Annotated in this window: 14 protein-coding genes and 1 pseudogene; 13 read left to right on the forward strand and 2 right to left on the reverse strand. The window is 43.9% G+C overall.

Going from position 1 to position 16,852, the window contains the following annotated elements:
* The first annotated feature begins 133 nt into the window (after positions 1 to 133).
* Positions 134 to 1,000: a MurR/RpiR family transcriptional regulator gene (locus G3W54_RS09360; protein ID WP_162652799.1), complete on the forward strand. Its 867-nt coding sequence runs from the start codon at positions 134 to 136 to the stop codon at positions 998 to 1,000.
* A gap of 85 nt (positions 1,001 to 1,085) precedes the next feature.
* Here G3W54_RS09360 and G3W54_RS09365 read toward each other — a convergent pair whose 3' ends face one another.
* Positions 1,086 to 2,789 (reverse strand): hypothetical protein, encoded by a 1,704-nt coding sequence (locus G3W54_RS09365; RefSeq protein ID WP_162652800.1) that lies wholly within the window; start codon positions 2,787 to 2,789, stop codon positions 1,086 to 1,088.
* A 246-nt stretch (positions 2,790 to 3,035) separates the two neighbouring features.
* Here G3W54_RS09365 and G3W54_RS09370 point away from each other — a divergent pair, with 246 nt between their 5' ends.
* The 10 genes and pseudogenes from G3W54_RS09370 to G3W54_RS09415 all read left to right on the forward strand — a co-directional run bounded on the left by G3W54_RS09370 (position 3,036) and on the right by G3W54_RS09415 (position 13,925).
* Positions 3,036 to 3,752: a helix-turn-helix transcriptional regulator gene (locus G3W54_RS09370; RefSeq protein ID WP_162652801.1), complete on the forward strand. Its 717-nt coding sequence runs from the start codon at positions 3,036 to 3,038 to the stop codon at positions 3,750 to 3,752.
* A 532-nt stretch (positions 3,753 to 4,284) separates the two neighbouring features.
* A complete protein-coding gene (locus G3W54_RS09375; protein ID WP_210253517.1) occupies positions 4,285 to 5,427 on the forward strand; it encodes an MHYT domain-containing protein in 1,143 nt (380 codons plus the stop codon).
* Between the two features lie 131 nt (positions 5,428 to 5,558).
* Positions 5,559 to 6,413: a xanthine dehydrogenase family protein subunit M gene (locus tag G3W54_RS09380; RefSeq protein ID WP_162652803.1), complete on the forward strand. Its 855-nt coding sequence runs from the start codon at positions 5,559 to 5,561 to the stop codon at positions 6,411 to 6,413.
* 20 nt (positions 6,414 to 6,433) lie between these two features.
* The gene (locus G3W54_RS09385) at positions 6,434 to 6,925 is read left to right on the forward strand and encodes a (2Fe-2S)-binding protein (RefSeq protein ID WP_174244220.1); all 492 of its coding nucleotides are present in this window, start codon (positions 6,434 to 6,436) and stop codon (positions 6,923 to 6,925) included.
* Positions 6,922 to 9,342 carry an aerobic carbon-monoxide dehydrogenase large subunit gene (locus tag G3W54_RS09390; protein WP_162652804.1) on the forward strand — a complete coding sequence of 807 codons (2,421 nt, stop codon included), beginning with the start codon at positions 6,922 to 6,924 and terminating at the stop codon, positions 9,340 to 9,342. Before G3W54_RS09385 ends, G3W54_RS09390 begins: the two co-directional genes overlap by 4 nt.
* Before the next feature lie 52 nt (positions 9,343 to 9,394).
* Positions 9,395 to 10,267, forward strand: a complete 873-nt coding sequence (locus G3W54_RS09395) for a MoxR family ATPase (RefSeq protein ID WP_162652805.1) — start codon at positions 9,395 to 9,397, stop codon at positions 10,265 to 10,267.
* On the forward strand, positions 10,267 to 11,454 hold the full coding sequence (locus G3W54_RS09400; RefSeq protein ID WP_197742814.1) for a VWA domain-containing protein: 1,188 nt from the start codon (positions 10,267 to 10,269) through the stop codon (positions 11,452 to 11,454). The genes G3W54_RS09395 and G3W54_RS09400 overlap by 1 nt, the downstream gene beginning before the upstream one ends.
* A pseudogene (locus G3W54_RS09405) lies at positions 11,451 to 12,257 on the forward strand (XdhC family protein); the annotation flags it as partial. The gene G3W54_RS09400 and the pseudogene G3W54_RS09405, both read left to right, overlap by 4 nt.
* Positions 12,258 to 12,464: 207 nt before the next feature.
* Positions 12,465 to 12,962, forward strand: coding sequence for a carbon monoxide dehydrogenase subunit G (locus G3W54_RS09410; protein ID WP_162652807.1), 498 nt, complete (start codon positions 12,465 to 12,467; stop codon positions 12,960 to 12,962).
* Positions 12,963 to 12,995: 33 nt separating this feature from the next.
* Positions 12,996 to 13,925 carry an XdhC family protein gene (locus tag G3W54_RS09415; RefSeq protein WP_162652808.1) on the forward strand — a complete coding sequence of 310 codons (930 nt, stop codon included), beginning with the start codon at positions 12,996 to 12,998 and terminating at the stop codon, positions 13,923 to 13,925.
* A 75-nt stretch (positions 13,926 to 14,000) separates the two neighbouring features.
* Here G3W54_RS09415 and G3W54_RS09420 read toward each other — a convergent pair whose 3' ends face one another.
* Positions 14,001 to 14,888: a LysR substrate-binding domain-containing protein gene (locus G3W54_RS09420; protein WP_162652809.1), complete on the reverse strand. Its 888-nt coding sequence runs from the start codon at positions 14,886 to 14,888 to the stop codon at positions 14,001 to 14,003.
* 141 nt (positions 14,889 to 15,029) lie between these two features.
* On the opposite strand from G3W54_RS09420, the gene G3W54_RS09425 reads away from it, so the two are divergent.
* On the forward strand, positions 15,030 to 16,043 hold the full coding sequence (locus G3W54_RS09425) for a D-cysteine desulfhydrase (RefSeq protein ID WP_162652810.1): 1,014 nt from the start codon (positions 15,030 to 15,032) through the stop codon (positions 16,041 to 16,043).
* On the forward strand, positions 16,040 to 16,804 hold the full coding sequence (locus G3W54_RS09430; RefSeq protein ID WP_162652811.1) for an alpha/beta hydrolase: 765 nt from the start codon (positions 16,040 to 16,042) through the stop codon (positions 16,802 to 16,804). The genes G3W54_RS09425 and G3W54_RS09430 overlap by 4 nt, the downstream gene beginning before the upstream one ends.
* Positions 16,805 to 16,852 lie beyond the last annotated feature (48 nt).

Genomic DNA, 16,852 nt, shown 5'->3' on the forward strand with positions numbered 1-16,852 from the left:
TAAATTTATCACATATCAGAATTGCAATTCTGTTAAATTCTCTTCAATTCAAATCAGTTTGTCAATATTTGTTCTTAAATTTTCTTCTCATTCCAAATTTATATGACTATACTCGCTGAGTAAGAGGTACCCAGTGACACCAAAAACAATTGCAGAAAAATTAAGAGATATGGCCGGAGGGTTAACACGTGCGGAGCGCCAGCTCTCAGATTCGATACTTAAAAATTATCCGGTTTCGGGTCTTGGGAGCATTACAAAAGTTGCTCATGCCGCCGAGGTTTCCACACCTACAGTTGCGCGCCTTGTACAGAAACTTGGATTTTCCGGCTTTCCAGATTTTCAGGCCAATTTACGCATTGAATTGGATGAAAAAATTTCCGGCCCTATCGCGAAACGTGAGCGATGGGCAAATGATGCGCCCGAAGGACACGTACTCAACCGTTTTACAGAAGCTGTAATCGATAATATAAGCCAATCTCTGGGCGACATCGATACTGCAAAATTTGATGCAACCTGCGCCTTATTAAGCGACCCAAAGAGAAAAATCTTTGTCGTTGGCGGGCGAGTAACCCGTACGCTGGCGGATTATTTTTTCCTACATATGCAAGTTATCAGGAAAAACGTTACGCATATCAGTTCGAGTTCAAATGCCTGGCCGCACTATCTTCTCGACATAGATGAAGGTGACATTGTCGTTATTTTTGACATTCGCAGATATGAAAACAGCACACTAAAACTGGCTGAAATGGCACGAGAGAAAGGCGCGCAGATTATCCTGTTTACAGATCAATGGCAGTCACCTATCGGCCAACATACTGAATTCAGCTTTAGCAGCCGTATTGTTGTACCCTCGGCTTGGGATTCAAATGTAACCTGTATGCTTATTGCAGAAATTATTATAGCGCAGGTTCAAGAAACTTTTTGGGGTGAAACCAAAGGTCGTATGGAAGAACTTGAAACGATGTTTGATAAGACACGATTTTTTAGGAAATTTTCATAACCGCAGTTTTGTTTAAACCAGATTACACTTACTTAAATCTGAAATTTCATTAGAGCCGTCTTGAAGTAGACTCTTTATCCAGCATTTATCTGTCTACATAATTATTCACTAACTTCTGCAACTCTTCGTAGAAGCCTATTATCTTCCCAGAGTTTTCACGTTCCGAACAAAGCCTAGGGAAAGTTATCTTTGCGAAATGCGTTGGATCCAAATTTGGCCAGTTAGACTTCTGACTTTCTAACAAATCCATCGCTTCTTCAGGGCGATCCAATAAATTCAAAATGGCGGCGCGACGCATGATTGTATAAGGAATTTGGAAAATTTGCGCAGACTGTTCCTCAGCTTTCAAAGCTGCCTCATATTCTTCCCGGTTAAGATGTAGCCAACCCAACCAAGTTAGCGTAACCCAACGAGCAGGGTTATCAGAATCAAGAGACTGATCAAAATCTACAACTTCATCCAAAACCTTATCGGGAGCCATAGAGCATGTGTAAGGAAGGACAATAGAGAAAAAACGCGCAAATCCATGACTTGGATCAACTTCGAGAACCCGCTTCATCATCGCAATAGAATCGTCAAGTTGTCCTAAATGCCAATAGTGCTGAGCGACATTGAAAAGCGCGTTTCCATCTCCAGCGCTTAATTCTAGCGCGCGCGTCGCACTTACCCTGGCTTCATCAACAAATTCTTTTGTATCGGAAGCGCCATCTACGGCTGCAAGGTAAGCCAATTTGTCCGCCAAAACAGAATAAGCTGGACCGAAATCCGGATCTTTTTCCAAGGCCAAGCGGGCCAAATCAATGCGCTCTTTCTCCCAAGTTAATGTACTTTTTGCAGGGCCGGGAATCCATGTTGCAAGCACAAACAGCTGCGATGCTGTAAGCGTTCTTGGGTCACGTCCATCCAACGCTTGAACCGACGCTCCTAAAATACGCGAGCTCAATTCAGTAACAATCTGTAATATAGTATTGTCATTTACATCAAATATTCTATGCGCTTTTGTCCAGTGAAGTCTGCCGGTATGGCCATCTGCCAACTCAATCGCAATATATCTTACAAAATCTGATTGCAGGCCTCTTATATTGATAATGAAGTCTACTTCATTATCAGCACCATTTGCATCTTTATCAGACAATAACTCTTCGGGTAAAATGATGGATAATGCCGAATTTCGAACCAGCGACGATTGTATATTTCTCGAAAAAAACTTCACATCTTCTTTGTCTTTGCCATATGAAAGGTTGCCGTTTTCTTCTCTTATTACAACGGTAATTGTACCCGGGTCATGATCGTCGGTATTGGGACCCTCTGCCCCGCCCAAAATCCAACCAATGCACAGGCCAATTATCATTAAACAAACCAATAAACCCGCCAATATGTAACGCTGTTTTAATTTTGTGAACCTCTCCTTATCCTGCGAAATCAACTTCAGTTGTTTTTTTTCATACAGATCCAAGTTCTTTGAGAATACGGGCCGATAGCTACCAAGCGGAACTGATATCTTCAGATGCTCACTTGCACCCTCTTGTAGATAATATTCCTTCAATGCAGATCTTAGTCTGCGCGCCTGAACGCGAATAATAGGATCATTTTGAGGGTCAAAATCAGTGGGATATTTGTACACATCAATCGCAATGGAATATGCTTTTAACTGGTCATCTTGACCGTTGATTTTTTGCGTAACAATATAGCGTAGAAATTGCCTCAATTTTGGAGATGATTTGAATACACCGGAGGAAAATATTCGTTCTAGTGCTGCTTCAATTTCATCATCTGTAAACGATTCCATGCGCCTAGACCGCTATTAAGCGGCACCTCAAAGAATTACTTCATAATAAATACACAGGCATAAACAAATGAGTCAACTAACACCAAATTTATGCCGGGTGAAATTGCGGATAACGAACACATAATAATCACAGATTAAGTTCGAATATTGCATCCATTTTACTGTAAACTCTGTAACTTTACCTAGTACTATAGAGGAAATAAAGCTAGCCGTCTCGAAACTACTCCCTAAAATTTGAGATAAATTATGAATTCCCCCGTGCACACAAACCTGCAGCGTGACGTCCCGTTTCTGATTGAAACCGGATCGGACATTTATAGCTACATGCATGAATTGATGCGAGATTATCCACTTCATAACATAAAGTTATTCGACACAAGTGGAAATGATAGCAACATTGCAGCGCTTATTCCATTTGGTAGCATCTACCCAAATCGCGAAGCGGGCAACACTGGAAGCAATGTCAATTACTTTACTGTTTTAAAAGAGATGAATTCAGCAACTGCTCCAAGCAAATGGGTTCTGGTCGATTGTAATAACATCAAATTAGTTGGATTATGCGATTTAATCTTCAATATATTCAGTACATTACAGGATGATTTCGAAGTTACGATCCCATCTATTCAGCCAGACGGCAATTTATGCCTTATCGGATTTGGCGAAACCCCGATCCGAGCAACACCAACAAATGAAGCCATCCGCAAATCTATGATGGCCGCTCACTTTATGGAAAAAATAGTTAGAATTATGATGTTGTGTAGCAAACCAGATTTCGAACTGACTTCGCGCGAGCTTGAATGTATAAAGTGGGTCGCAAAAGGAAAAACCAGCAATGAGATTGGCGCAATCCTTTCCATTACGGAAAGTACAGTAGATAAACATGTTTCTGCCGTTTGTCGCAAACTTAACGCTGTAAACCGCATGCAGATGATCGCAAAAGCGGTTCGCCTAGGGGTCATTTAGACATTTAGTGTAGATATTGGAATTGCACTAAATGTATTTACAAGCATATCGGAGCACCGCGATTGGGAGTTGTAATATCCTACTCAGCGAGAAGCGTTTGATCAGCTTTAAATCATTCGCAATTTTCTTGTAGCATATGATCATCTGTTAACGCCGCGCGCATGCAATATGCCTGCCAAAGTAATAAATGTTTTCTTCACAAAAGAACCCGGGAATTTAAAGTCTAGGCTTGAGTCCAAAACCGCAGTGACTCATTAATGATTTATCTATGAATTTAGAGAATCAGAAAAACCACTCCGTTTTATCTGGAGCTATCCGGTCCAATGTAAGCTCTCATCTACGTCTGAACAAATTCAGGCAACAAACCTATCTGTCACAAAATTCTCAATCAGGTGAAGTACGCTATTGATATCTAAACTCAATTGCCGCGACCTCAAATTTCGTAATTCGAGCGAAGAACGTTGACCAAGTTGGGAAGTCATCAATATATAATGGAGATGTTATTTTATTGGGAGAAGAGCATTTGCTCGAAATGACACATAATCACGGACTAATTTTCGCATCTTTACTCGTTGCTATGATGGCGGGCTTCACAGGTCTTAGTCTCATGCAAGGCGCGTCAAATCTAGCTATACTAGAGCGAAAACGTATTCTTGTTATGGCCGCAATTTCAATGGGAACTGGAATTTGGTCTATGCATTTCATCGCGATGTTAGGAATGAAGTTATCCGCACCTTTTTTCTATGATGCGCTTATTACCCTTGCATCCGCATTGGTTGCTATTTTGGTGGTTGGTATAGCACTTATTATTTTGCACTTTATACCAAGAACAACAAAGACCAAACTAGCCGCCGGTATGATTGTTGGTTTGGGCATTCTCGTCATGCACTATCTTGGAATGTATGGCATTCGGTTAGTGCAACCTCAATATTCCATCATCGGTATTTTCGTAGCTATTGTTACATCAACTATTCTCAGCGTCAGCATGGTATTTATCTCCTATAGTGAAAGACGTAACAAGAACATCATAGCCGGTACGGTCTTATTTGGCATTGCGGTTTTCACCGTACATTTTGTTGCAATGATGGGTACAAGTTTCAACAGTCTCGAAGATTTATCAGTACCAAACACATGGCTAAGCAACGAATTCTTGGCTATGGGAGTAGCTATTTCAAGCTTTGTAATAAGCGGATCATTCTTACTCATGAGTGTTAGCCTACTCCCCGCGAATGTCACAAAAGAAGTTGGTACAATTGAAAAAAAAACGAACGAAGACGTTCCTCACACACAAGGCCAACATGAGCAAAAAGCCATCAAAACGAACCAGCTAGCGACACCAAAACCGTTTAAAATACCGTATGAAAAAAACAACAGTACCTATTTTATAGATGCCAAAGACGTGGCTGCCGTGCGCGCTGAAGGTCACTACACAATTTTGTACTCAGTCAATGAAAAACACTTTTGCCCATGGAGCATTTCACAAACAACAAAGCGACTATCCGATCAAGGTTTTTTACAAACCCATCGCAGCTATTTGGTTAATCCAGTTCACATAAGCAGCTTCGAGCGCACAAAAGACAATGGGTTTCTGCTTTTTGCTGCTTTTAGCTCGTTTGAAAAAGTTCCAGTTAGTCGCTCCAAACTCGTGGAAGTTCGTGAGAAGTTGGCGCTCTAATAGTAATCAGAATTCGCATCTCATGAATTTTTTTCGCATCTCGTGCGCAGTGCTCCGCATTTCGAATATATGCGAATGCAATAGATAAAAATCTCATCCTATGTTGCTCTATCAATTAGATGGAGGAACTAATGATACCAGCAGCATTTGAATACCATCGCCCAAATTCTATCGATGACGCGATTAAAATTATCGTAGAACATGGCGACGAAGCGCGGGTTATCGCAGGTGGGCACAGTTTGATCCCCATGATGAAATTGCGGATGGCTGATCTTTCACATCTGGTTGATCTACAGGCGATTAGCGAGCTGAAAGGCATCAACATTGCCGGCAATATTGTAACGGTAGGCGCCACAACAACTCAACATGAAATGATAGCCAGCAAAGAGCTCGCAAAAGCCGCACCAATCATTGTCGAAGCTGCACTTCAAATTGCAGATCCGCAAGTTAGATATGTTGGCACAATCGGCGGCAATGTTGCCAACGGTGACCCGGGAAATGATATGCCAGGCCTCATGCAATGCCTAGACGCCACCTATACACTCGTAGGGCCAAATGGCTCTCGAACCGTGGCGGCACGCGACTTCTATGAGGCTGCATATTTTACCGCTCGAGAAGAAGAAGAAATTCTAACATCCATCTCCTTCTCAGCACCATCTGGTGGTTATGCCTATGAAAAGCAAAAGCGTAAAATTGGCGATTACGCGACCGCTGCTGCTGGTGTTTTGATTACCAAAAAAGGCGCGACATGTAGCCATGCGTCGATAGCATTAACCAACCTTGGGGACACACCCATTTATTGCGAGGAAGCAACAGCAATCCTCAACGGCTCTGATTTAAGTGCCGATGTCTTAGAAGCTGCCACAGTTGCAGCAGTCAACACCTGTGACCCTGGCGAGGACAATCGTGGTCCAATTGAATTTAAAAAACATGCAGCAAAAATCGTGATTCTCCGTGCCATCAAGCGCGCGATTGAACGCGCTTAGAAAACTGCCGGGGGATAATTATGGGAAAAATGCACATCAAAATGAAAGTAAATGGCGAAGATGTTGAAACACTCGCTGAACCTCGTGAACTTCTTATCCATGTACTACGTGAAAAACTTGACATTACAGGCCCGCATATCGGTTGCGAAACATCACATTGCGGTGCCTGCACAGTCGATATGGATGGAAAATCAGTTAAGTCATGCACTGTGTTTGCTGCTCAGGCAAATGGTTCCGACATCACCACGATTGAAGGTCTTGGAAATCCCGACAAGCTGCACATCTTACAGGAGATGTTTAAAGAACATCATGGCCTTCAGTGCGGGTTTTGCACTCCCGGCATGATCACAAGAGCACATAGACTTTTGCAAGAAATCCCTGATCCAACCGAAGAAGAAGTTCGGTTTGGAATGGCTGGAAACCTATGTCGATGTACCGGTTATCAGAATATCGTTAAGTCGATTTTGGCAGCAGCAGCTGAGTTAAATGCCGCAAAGGAGGCAGCACAATGAATGAGATGACACCTCCAAAAGAAGAACGTTCCGCCGCTCTAAATGGTCTCGGCTGTTCACGCAAACGCGTTGAAGATGCTCGTTTTACACAAGGCAAAGGCAATTACATTGATGACATAAAGCTGCCTGGCATGCTCTTTGGCGACTTTGTACGCTCACCCTACCCCCATGCTTATGTGAAAAACATAAACACGGATGCTGCTATGGCAGTACCCGGTGTCGTCGCCGTGCTAACTGCAGACGATCTTCGACCACTTAATCTCCACTGGATGCCCACACTTGCCGGCGACAAGCAAATGGTGCTTGCTGATGGAAAAGTGCTTTTCCAGGGGCAAGAAGTTGCCTTCATTGTTGCTAATGATCGATATGCAGCGGCGGATGCAGTTGAGCTTGTTGAAGTCGAATACGAGGAATTGCCTGCACTGGTCGATCCATACAAGGCAGAGATAGAAGGCGCGCCAATATTACGTGAAGACATTGCAGATCAGAAAACAGGTGCCCACGGGCCGCGCCGTCACCCCAATCATATTTTCACTTGGGAGGTTGGTGAGAAAGAAGCAACACAAAGCGTGATCGATAGTGCTGAAGTGACGGCTGAAGAAACAATGTATTATCACCGCACCCACCCCTGCCCGCTTGAAACCTGTGGCTCTGTTGCCAGCATGGATAAGGTAAATGGAAAACTCACACTTTATGGAACCTTTCAGGCACCCCATGTCGTGCGCACAGTCGCATCGCTTTTATCTGGCATTGCCGAAAGCAACATCAGAGTCATATCGCCAGATATTGGCGGCGGATTTGGAAACAAAGTGGGGGTTTATCCAGGTTATGTTTGCTCAATAGTCGCATCCATTGTGACAGGTAAACCTGTTAAATGGGTTGAAGACAGAATTGAAAACCTGACGTCAACCGCATTTGCTCGTGATTATTGGATGAAAGGGAAGATTAGCGCCACAAAAGAGGGGAAAATAACAGGTCTCGACGTTCATGTTATTGCTGATCATGGTGCATTTGATGCTTGTGCTGACCCAACTAAGTTTCCAGCGGGTTTCATGAATATCTGTACTGGGTCATATGATATCCCTACTGCTTATCTAGCTGTTGATGGCATCTATACCAACAAAGCACCCGGCGGTGTATCCTATCGGTGCTCATTCCGTGTAACGGAAGCAGTATATCTCATTGAACGAATGATAGAAGTTTTGGCAATCGAGTTAGACATGGACTCCGCTGACTTACGCCGGATCAATTTTATCAAAAAGGAACAATTTCCATATCAATCTGCGCTTGGCTGGGAATATGATTCTGGTGATTATCACACCGCATGGGATAAAGCCCTTGATGCGGTTGATTACAAAAGCTTACGTGCAGAACAAACAGAACGCATTGAGGCGTTCAAACGCGGGGAAACCCGTAAATTGATGGGAATAGGACTATCGTTCTTTACCGAAATTGTTGGCGCCGGCCCCGTTAAAAATTGTGATATTCTGGGCATGGGCATGTTTGATTCATGCGAGATCAGAATTCACCCAACAGGTTCAGCAATTGCGAGACTTGGAACGATCTCCCAGGGTCAGGGACATGCAACCACCTTCGCTCAGATCCTAGCCAGTGAAATTGGCCTATCCGCGGATGATATTACACTTGAAGAAGGAGACACTGACACCGCACCTTATGGCCTTGGAACCTATGGGTCGCGCTCTACACCCGTTGCAGGCGCAGCTGCCGCCATGGCTGGCCGTAAAATCCGAGCGAAGGCACAGATGATAGCCGCCTATTTACTGGAAGTTCATGATGGTGACCTTGAATGGGATGTAGACCGCTTTGTTGTAAAAGGTGCACCAGAACGTTTCAAAACGATGAAAGACATTGCCTATGCGTCCTATAACCAAGTCATTCCAGGATTAGAGCCGGGGTTGGAAGCTGTAAGTTATTACGACCCGCCTAACATGACCTATCCATTTGGCGCCTATGTTTGTGTCATGGATATTGATGTTGATACTGGTGTAACAGACGTTCGCCGGTTCTATGCTCTGGATGATTGCGGAACGCGCATCAATCCAATGATCATTGAAGGGCAGGTTCATGGTGGCTTAACTGAGGCGCTTGCCGTCGCGCTGGGGCAGGAAATTGCCTATGATGAGATGGGGAACGTGAAGACTGGCTCATTGATGGATTTCTTCTTGCCAACAGCTTGGGAGACACCCAATTATGAGACAGATCACACGGTAACACCTAGCCCTCATCACCCGATTGGAGCAAAAGGTGTTGGCGAAAGCCCTCATGTTGGTGGTGTACCTTGCTTCTCAAATGCTGTTCAAGATGCATTCAAAGCCTTTGGACTGCGACATACAAATATGCCTCATGATCATTGGCGCATTTGGCAAACTGCCAATAAACTGGGCTTGCACGACTAGTAGACAACGGCCCGAAACTAAGCTTTTGGGCCGCAAACTTCAAAGTGAACATATGACCTGGACCCAATTAAAAACCGAGTTGGCTGATAACAACTATGTGGCTTCTGACGCGCTTGCGATGGCTCTTCACTTGGCAATTGAGTTAGAGCGTCCTTTATTGCTTGAAGGTTCGGCGGGTGTCGGCAAAACGCAAATTGCAAAGACACTGGCTGATATAAAAGACACAAACTTGATTAGGCTTCAGTGCTATGAGGGACTAGATTCAGCTTCGGCAATCTATGAATGGAATTATCAGCGACAATTACTAGCCATTCGTGCAGATACTGGAAATGACAAAAAGAAAAATATTGAGGAGCGTATATTTTCTGAAAAGTACCTGCTTCGGCGCCCCTTATTAGAAGCAATCTCTCAAGAAACACCTCCCGTCCTGCTGATCGATGAGGTAGATCGTGCAGACGAAGAGTTTGAAGCTTACCTTCTAGAAGTACTCTCAGACTTCCAAATCTCCATTCCAGAACTAGGAACCATCAACGCAACTAGTCGGCCACTTGTTATTTTAACAGCCAATGGCGCCCGTGATTTATCCGATGCGCTTCGCCGCCGTTGTATTTACTCATTTGTCGAATATCCCGATCTACAAACTGAATTAGCCATCTTAAATAAGCGCGATCCAGGATTAAATACACAACTTGCCAAACAGATCGTTGGATTTGTTCAAGCAATACGAAAAGAAGAGTTGGAAAAAAAGCCTGGCATTGCCGAGATGCTAGATTGGGCAGCAGCTATTTCCGGTTTGGGGATTAATGATTTATCTGATGATCCGGCTACACTGCAAGCAACGCTCGTTTGCTTGCTAAAAACACAATCAGACCAAGCTGCCATTCCGTCAGAGGTTGCGGAGCGACTATTGGGAAAGGTAGCATAATGCCAGTGACTCAATTTCCAGAAAGAGTGCATAATATAGCTGAACGCATGACAGACTTCATGGCTCATCTACGTTTTAATGGCATCAATGTTGGTGTTGCTGAAACAGAAGCTGGACTTCTTGCTCTGCGCCACATTAATCTTGCCAATATTCACGAAACAAGGCTCGCACTCAAATCAATCTGCGCAAATAATGCTGATCGGTTCGCCAAATTTGACGATCTTTTCAAAGCATACTGGATGAACAAAGGTCGCACTCATGACCGTGATCGACAGACTGAACATGCACCTGAGAAAAAAAATTGTCGAACTAGCAAAAACCCATTTGAACCTGTTGGTGATACCAGCTCAACCGGCGAACAAGATTTGCCAGATGATGATCGCACTGGCGAAGCTAGTCAATCAGGAAATGGCAAATTAATCTCATCAAAATTTGCCAATATTGAGAAAACTGACCTTCGCGAGTTTATGAAACCTAAAGACTTAATTCACGCAGAGAAAGTAGCTGAAGATTTGGCAAAAGCGATGCGCTACCGCCGATCACGTCGCCGTTGCGCCGCGCAAAAAGGTGCTGACCTCGATCTGCGTAAAATCATCCGAAGAAGCGTGTCCACAGGAGGCGAACCCTTATGGTTGCTAAAACGTAACAAACCCAGTCGGCCTCAACATATTGTCGCGCTTCTAGACGTTTCCGGTTCCATGACTGTTTATTCCCGTGTGTTTCTGGCTTTTCTGAAGGGGCTAATGAGTGCCGATCAAAACACGGACGCATATCTATTTCATACTCAACTCGTTCGAATTTCATACGCTTTACGTGATGGAGATACATTCCGCGCAATTAACCGGCTGTCTATGATGGCTCAAGGCTTTGGCGGCGGCACCAAGATTGGCATAAATCTGCGTAGATTTAACGAACAATATGCTGCAAATCAGGTCAATGGGAGATCTGTCGTGATCATTTTATCCGATGGGTATGACACCGACCCGCCCAATATAATTTCTGAACAACTAAAGCGGTTAAAAAAGCGTGGTTGCAAAATCATATGGCTTAACCCGCTTAAGGGTTGGAAAGATTACGAACCCATAGCTAAAGGCATGGCAGCAGCTTTACCTTATCTCGATCTTTTTGCCGCAGCCACGACACTCAATGATTTGGCCGCTCTTGAACCTGAATTGGAGAGAATATGACAATGGTGAAAAATGCGCCAACCGATATTCTTGATGTCATATCGGAACTGAAGTCAAAAGGTGAAGCTTTTGCCATGGCAACAGTTGTTAGAACTGTTTCAGTCACATCTGCCAAGGCCGGCGCAAAAGCAATTATTATGGGTGATGGCACCATCTCAGAAGGTTGGATCGGCGGAGGTTGCGCACGTTCTGCGGTATTAAAGGCAGCGCGCGAAGCCTTAGATGATGGAAACCCAAGACTAGTTTCAGTGCAACCGGAAGACCTTCTCTCCGAACAAGGAATTACATCTGGTGAAATTAAGGATGGTGTAAAGTTTGCAACCAATATGTGTCCAAGCGAAGGCTCGATGGATATCTTTGTTGAGGCTGTTCGCCCTAAGCCTGAACTTGTGATTTTTGGTGCAAGCCCCGTCGCCATAGCGCTAGCTCAACTTGCAAAGCCAATGGGCTACACATGCACAGTCTGCACGAAACAAGCTGATCACCATGCATTCACAAATGTCGACCGCCATATTGAAGGGTTCGAACTTCCAGAACGTAAAGGTCAAAGATTTATTGTTGTCTCAACTCAAGGAAGTGGGGACGAGGCAGCACTCAAATCCGCCTTATCTGGCCCTGCTGAATTTATATCCTTTGTCGGAAGCCGCAAGAAAGCTGCGCGTTTAGGCGAAAAATTAATCAGTGCTGGTATGTCACAAGACACCTTCGCTCAGTTAAAGGCACCTGCGGGGTTGGATATAAAAGCAGTCACTCCCGAAGAGATCGCCCTTTCCATTATTGCTGAAATCATAATGAAAAAACGCGCCACTTCGGCCAAGCGTGTTCCTTTGCCGGGAACGAGTGCGATTGTAGATGCGGAAAAACCTGAACCTAAAAACTTTATATCGTTCGTAACTGACAAATTTACAAATCAGAAGACTAATCCCAATCATGAAACGGAGGACCAACCTGAGCAGGAAGAAATTAACGCCTTCTTGCTGATGCGTGGCCCATGTTGTTAGAGGAATAAAATGGAACTTCAAGACGAAATTTTTATCAATGCACCCCGAGATGTAGTGTATGCAGCACTGAACGATCCAGAGATTTTAAAGCAATGCATTCCTGGCTGCGAAGAACTTGTAAAGGAATCTGATACCGAACTTACAGCTAAAGTCGTGTTAAAGGTAGGGCCAGTTAAAGCCAAGTTCAGCGGCGAAGTAAACCTTGATGGTAGCGGCGCGCCAGACACATTTTCCCTTGTTGGAAAAGGCAATGGCGGGGTAGCAGGCTATGCAAAAGGTGGGGCCGATGTAGAGTTGGTGGAACAAGACGACGGCACGATGTTAAAATACATGGCCAAAGCAGAAATTGGTGGTAAATTAGCTCAACTGGGCAGTCGGCTCGTCTCCAGCACAGCAAAAAAACTATCTAAAAACTTCTTTGATAACTTTGAGAAAGTAGTTTGCGGTGATCCAGAAGATGACCAAGATGAAAAGAAAGGCTTTTGGGGTAAATTAGTTAGCTCTTAAAACAAACAATATTCTCTTACGGTCAAGCAACATATGATTTACGTATCAGATATAGATCCGCTCAAAGCACTATCGAGTGCCGACGAACCGGGAACCCTAGCGATCATTACCAGTATCGAAGGGCCATCGTATCGGCCTTTGGGTGCAATGATGGCCATCTTGGCTGATGATTCAAATGTCGGCACCCTGTCATCAGGGTGTATCGAATCTGATCTTCTACATCACGCTGAGCAAGCTAAATCTAAAGGAGAGCCAATAACAGTTCGATATGGCAACGGCTCACCATTCATCGATATTCAACTGCCATGCGGGGGAACATTAGAGATCACATTAATCTACGCGCCAGATCAGGCAATCTTGCGCCAGGTTATAACAAAAACACGTAACCGCTCCGCCACCACATTACAAATCAACTGCGACACTGGAAGTTTGTCATTTTCAGATAAAACCAAAACAGAGAGAAATGGAGAATTTTTCCACGCCCGCATCATACCTGAATTACGATTTTTAGTATTCGGCAAGGGACCGGAAGCACTTACATTCACGTCCCTTGTCCGAACCGCGTCATTCGACAGTCTGTTATTATCACCAGACAGGCAGATGATTGAATACGCAAACAATATTGGCTGCGGTACATTCTATCTCACTAAACCTGAGTTTCCTAAATCTGTTGAGATAGATGAATGGACCGCAATTTTGCTGTTTTTCCACGACCATGACTGGGAACCCCCAATCCTGAAAAACATTCTTTCTTCACCAGCATTTTACATTGGCGCACAAGGAAGTAAGCGAGCAAGACAAACATTATTGAACGAACTAACCTTACAAGGGTCCTCGAGTAAAGAGTTGGCAAATTTACAAGGTCCCATTGGACTTATTCCGTCCACACGAGACTCCAGAACACTAGCAATATCAGTTTTAGCCGAAGTCTTATTGAAAGCTTCCGTCTTCAAACCAAGTTAAGTTTAATAAAGGAGGTGTCTATCAAGAAAAAAACATCCCCATCGTTCCATCAAAACAGATAAATGCAACCTTGGTCTATTGTCCAATCTTACTGAAAAAGTTCCATGCGATTTTGCTTTGCGCAGTGTGCAATGTTGGCTCTGTATAAATGACCAATTTTAAATCGACTTGCCAATCATCCTCACCAATTACGATTAACTCTTTTCTAGCAATCTCTGACTTAATCGCAGCCTCTGATAGCCATGCAATACCGGCCCCTTGCAGACACAAGCTTTTAAGAGATTCAGAAAATGCATCTGTGTGGCGAACAAATAAGTTTGGCTGTTTAGTATCAATCAATTTATCAACTATGAGCCCCAAAAATGATCCCGTAGAGTAACATAGATATGGCAGAGGTTTTTTTTCAGCTTCCACAAATGACGGATACAAACTTGCAGATAGGACTGGAACCAGACGGTCTGCACCTATCTCTATGAATTGAAAACGCTCTTCATCAAGCGTTAGTGCAACATCTGGAGATCTGTAGCAAACAAGAAAATCGCTATTTTGCTCCGAAAGATGATCGCAGCAATTATAAAGGTTATCTGACGTAACACGTGTTTTTAAATTTGGAATAATATGTCCAAGTTCGGAAAGCAAAGGCATGAGGTTATGAATGGAGATCGAATGGGGGGCAGCAAAACGAAGAGTATCCAGCTCAATCCCAATCGTTTGCCGAACCTCTTCTCTACCACGTTGTAAATTCTGCAACAGCTCTTTTGCAATTGGCAAAAACTCTTTTCCCGCTCGAGACAGCAAAGCCGGGAATGAGCGTCGATCGACTAAATCTGCACCGACCCAAAGTTCTAATGACCTTATTCGACGTGAAAACGCAGATTGAGTAATATTTCTCTCATTGGCAGCTTTCGTAAAATTAAGATGATGCGCAAAGCTGACAAAGTCTTCCAACCATTTAGTGTCCATTTACTCTCCTTTAAGGCCTTATAAAAACAGAGTTTTATACGTTATGCAAATTTGGAATAACAAAATGAAAATATAACATTGGTAAAATTTTGAGATATCAAGAATATTAAAGAAAATAAAAATAACCCAGAAAGAAAACACATGCATCTAGCTCGCTTTAACCGAATTTCTCTTGGGCACTTCCCAACGCCTTTAGAAAAAATGGAAAACTTAACAAAAGCTCTAGGTGGGCCGCAATTATGGATTAAGCGAGATGATTGTACAGGGTTAGCCACTGGCGGCAACAAAACAAGAAAACTCGAATTTCTCGTAGCTGACGCTGTAGCAAAGGGTGCCGACACGCTGGTAACTCAAGGTGCAACACAATCGAACCACGTTCGCCAAACAGCAGCAGCAGCAAGAAAGTTGGGTATGAAATGTTTCGCATTGCTTGAACACCGCGTGGTCAATCAGGGCGATAGATATGCGCAAACGGGAAATGTATTCTTTGACGATCTACTTAAGTGCGAATATGAATTTCGACCTGAAGGTCTAGATATGAACAAAGAAGGTCAGGAATACGCAGATAAACTTCAGGAAAAAGGTTTAAAGCCCTACTTCATACCAGGCGGCGGCTCTAACACAGTGGGTGCTCTTGGATATGCAAATGCAGCGGCGGAGCTGGTTTATCAGGCGGATCAACAGGGCCTGCGCATCGACAAACTGGTGCATGCAACCGGTAGCGCAGGAACGCAGGCTGGTCTGGTTGCGGGTTTTCATGCAATGAACACCCCTATCGATATCGTCGGGATATCAGTGAGAGCTGCCAAAGAAAAACAAATCGACAATGTTCATAAACTTGCTTGTGCTACGGCTGATTTGATCGGAGCAAAAGGCGACCTCGCACGAAGCAAAGTAGAAGCCTATGATGAATATGTTGGCCCGGGTTATGGTCAGCCTACCGATGAAATGGTCGATGCGATAAGCATGTTGGCAACAGAAGAAGCTATCTTCCTCGATCCCGTATATTCCGGAAAAGGCATGGCTGGACTTATAGGCCTCATACAAAAAGGATACTTCAAAAAAGACGAGAACGTCGTATTCCTTCATACCGGTGGCTCGGCAGCATTATTTGCTTATGAACATCTGTTTTCAAGACAACAGGCGGCTGAATGAACGAACTGGTCTTTAAAACTGCCGGAAAAGGGTTTCCCCTGGTTCTAGTTCACGGATATTTAGCAGGCGCTGATATCTGGCAAGAACAACTCGAATTTTTTAAAGACCATTTTAAAGTTATCGTACCTAATCTTCCCGGTTTTGCAGATAGCGCGCAAGTTAAAGCGCCGAACTCTATTATTGATATAGCAAATCTGTTATTGTCAGAGCTTACGGATAGAGGTGTTGATAAGTTCCACCTGATGGGACATTCCATGGGTGGAATGATTGTTCAAGCAATGGCTGCAATTGCTCCCGATCGCATCGATCATCTGATATGTTACGGAACTGGACCTGTTGGCGTACTACCCGATCGCTTTGAAACCATTGAGCAATCACGCGACCGATTGAACAATGATGGGTTAGAAAAAACCGTTAAACGTATCGCCGCAACTTGGTTTTTACACAGGGAAGATGCAGAAGGTTATGATCAATGTGTTGAACTTGGGTTGCAAGCAAATATGCAAGCAGCTTTAGCCAGTCTCACCGCATGGGAGAACTGGGATGGCCGAGAGGAATTAAAAAACATTCGCGCTAAAACACTGATCATTTGGGGAGAAAGTGATCGATCCTATAACCAAAGCCAACCCGAAGCACTTTGGCACGGTATCGAAAACAGTTGTTTGGTCGTCGTTTCAAACTGTGCACACAATGTGCACATGGAAAAACCTATATTTTTCAACGCAATCGTAAAGGATTTTTTGCCAACACAATCCAACTAAAACAAAATGTCGAAATACCCGTCGGACAACAGATGGGTTGCTATAAAA

This window comes from Lentilitoribacter sp. Alg239-R112 (assembly GCF_900537175.1).
In the GTDB taxonomy this organism is placed as follows: domain Bacteria; phylum Pseudomonadota; class Alphaproteobacteria; order Rhizobiales; family Rhizobiaceae; genus Lentilitoribacter.

Bases quoted from the DNA above. Each gene is read 5' to 3' on its own strand.
- G3W54_RS09365 (WP_162652800.1), bottom strand. From the start codon at position 2,789: ATGGAATCGTTTACAGATGATGAAATTGAAGCAGCACTAGAACGAATA.
- G3W54_RS09370 (WP_162652801.1), top strand. From the start codon at position 3,036: ATGAATTCCCCCGTGCACACAAACCTGCAGCGTGACGTCCCGTTTCTG.
- G3W54_RS09375 (WP_210253517.1), top strand. From the start codon at position 4,285: ATGACACATAATCACGGACTAATTTTCGCATCTTTACTCGTTGCTATG.
- G3W54_RS09380 (WP_162652803.1), top strand. From the start codon at position 5,559: ATGATACCAGCAGCATTTGAATACCATCGCCCAAATTCTATCGATGAC.
- G3W54_RS09385 (WP_174244220.1), top strand. From the start codon at position 6,434: ATGGGAAAAATGCACATCAAAATGAAAGTAAATGGCGAAGATGTTGAA.
- G3W54_RS09390 (WP_162652804.1), top strand. From the start codon at position 6,922: ATGAATGAGATGACACCTCCAAAAGAAGAACGTTCCGCCGCTCTAAAT.
- G3W54_RS09395 (WP_162652805.1), top strand. From the start codon at position 9,395: ATGACCTGGACCCAATTAAAAACCGAGTTGGCTGATAACAACTATGTG.
- G3W54_RS09400 (WP_197742814.1), top strand. From the start codon at position 10,267: ATGCCAGTGACTCAATTTCCAGAAAGAGTGCATAATATAGCTGAACGC.
- G3W54_RS09410 (WP_162652807.1), top strand. From the start codon at position 12,465: ATGGAACTTCAAGACGAAATTTTTATCAATGCACCCCGAGATGTAGTG.
- G3W54_RS09415 (WP_162652808.1), top strand. From the start codon at position 12,996: ATGATTTACGTATCAGATATAGATCCGCTCAAAGCACTATCGAGTGCC.
- G3W54_RS09420 (WP_162652809.1), bottom strand. From the start codon at position 14,888: ATGGACACTAAATGGTTGGAAGACTTTGTCAGCTTTGCGCATCATCTT.
- G3W54_RS09425 (WP_162652810.1), top strand. From the start codon at position 15,030: ATGCATCTAGCTCGCTTTAACCGAATTTCTCTTGGGCACTTCCCAACG.
- G3W54_RS09430 (WP_162652811.1), top strand. From the start codon at position 16,040: ATGAACGAACTGGTCTTTAAAACTGCCGGAAAAGGGTTTCCCCTGGTT.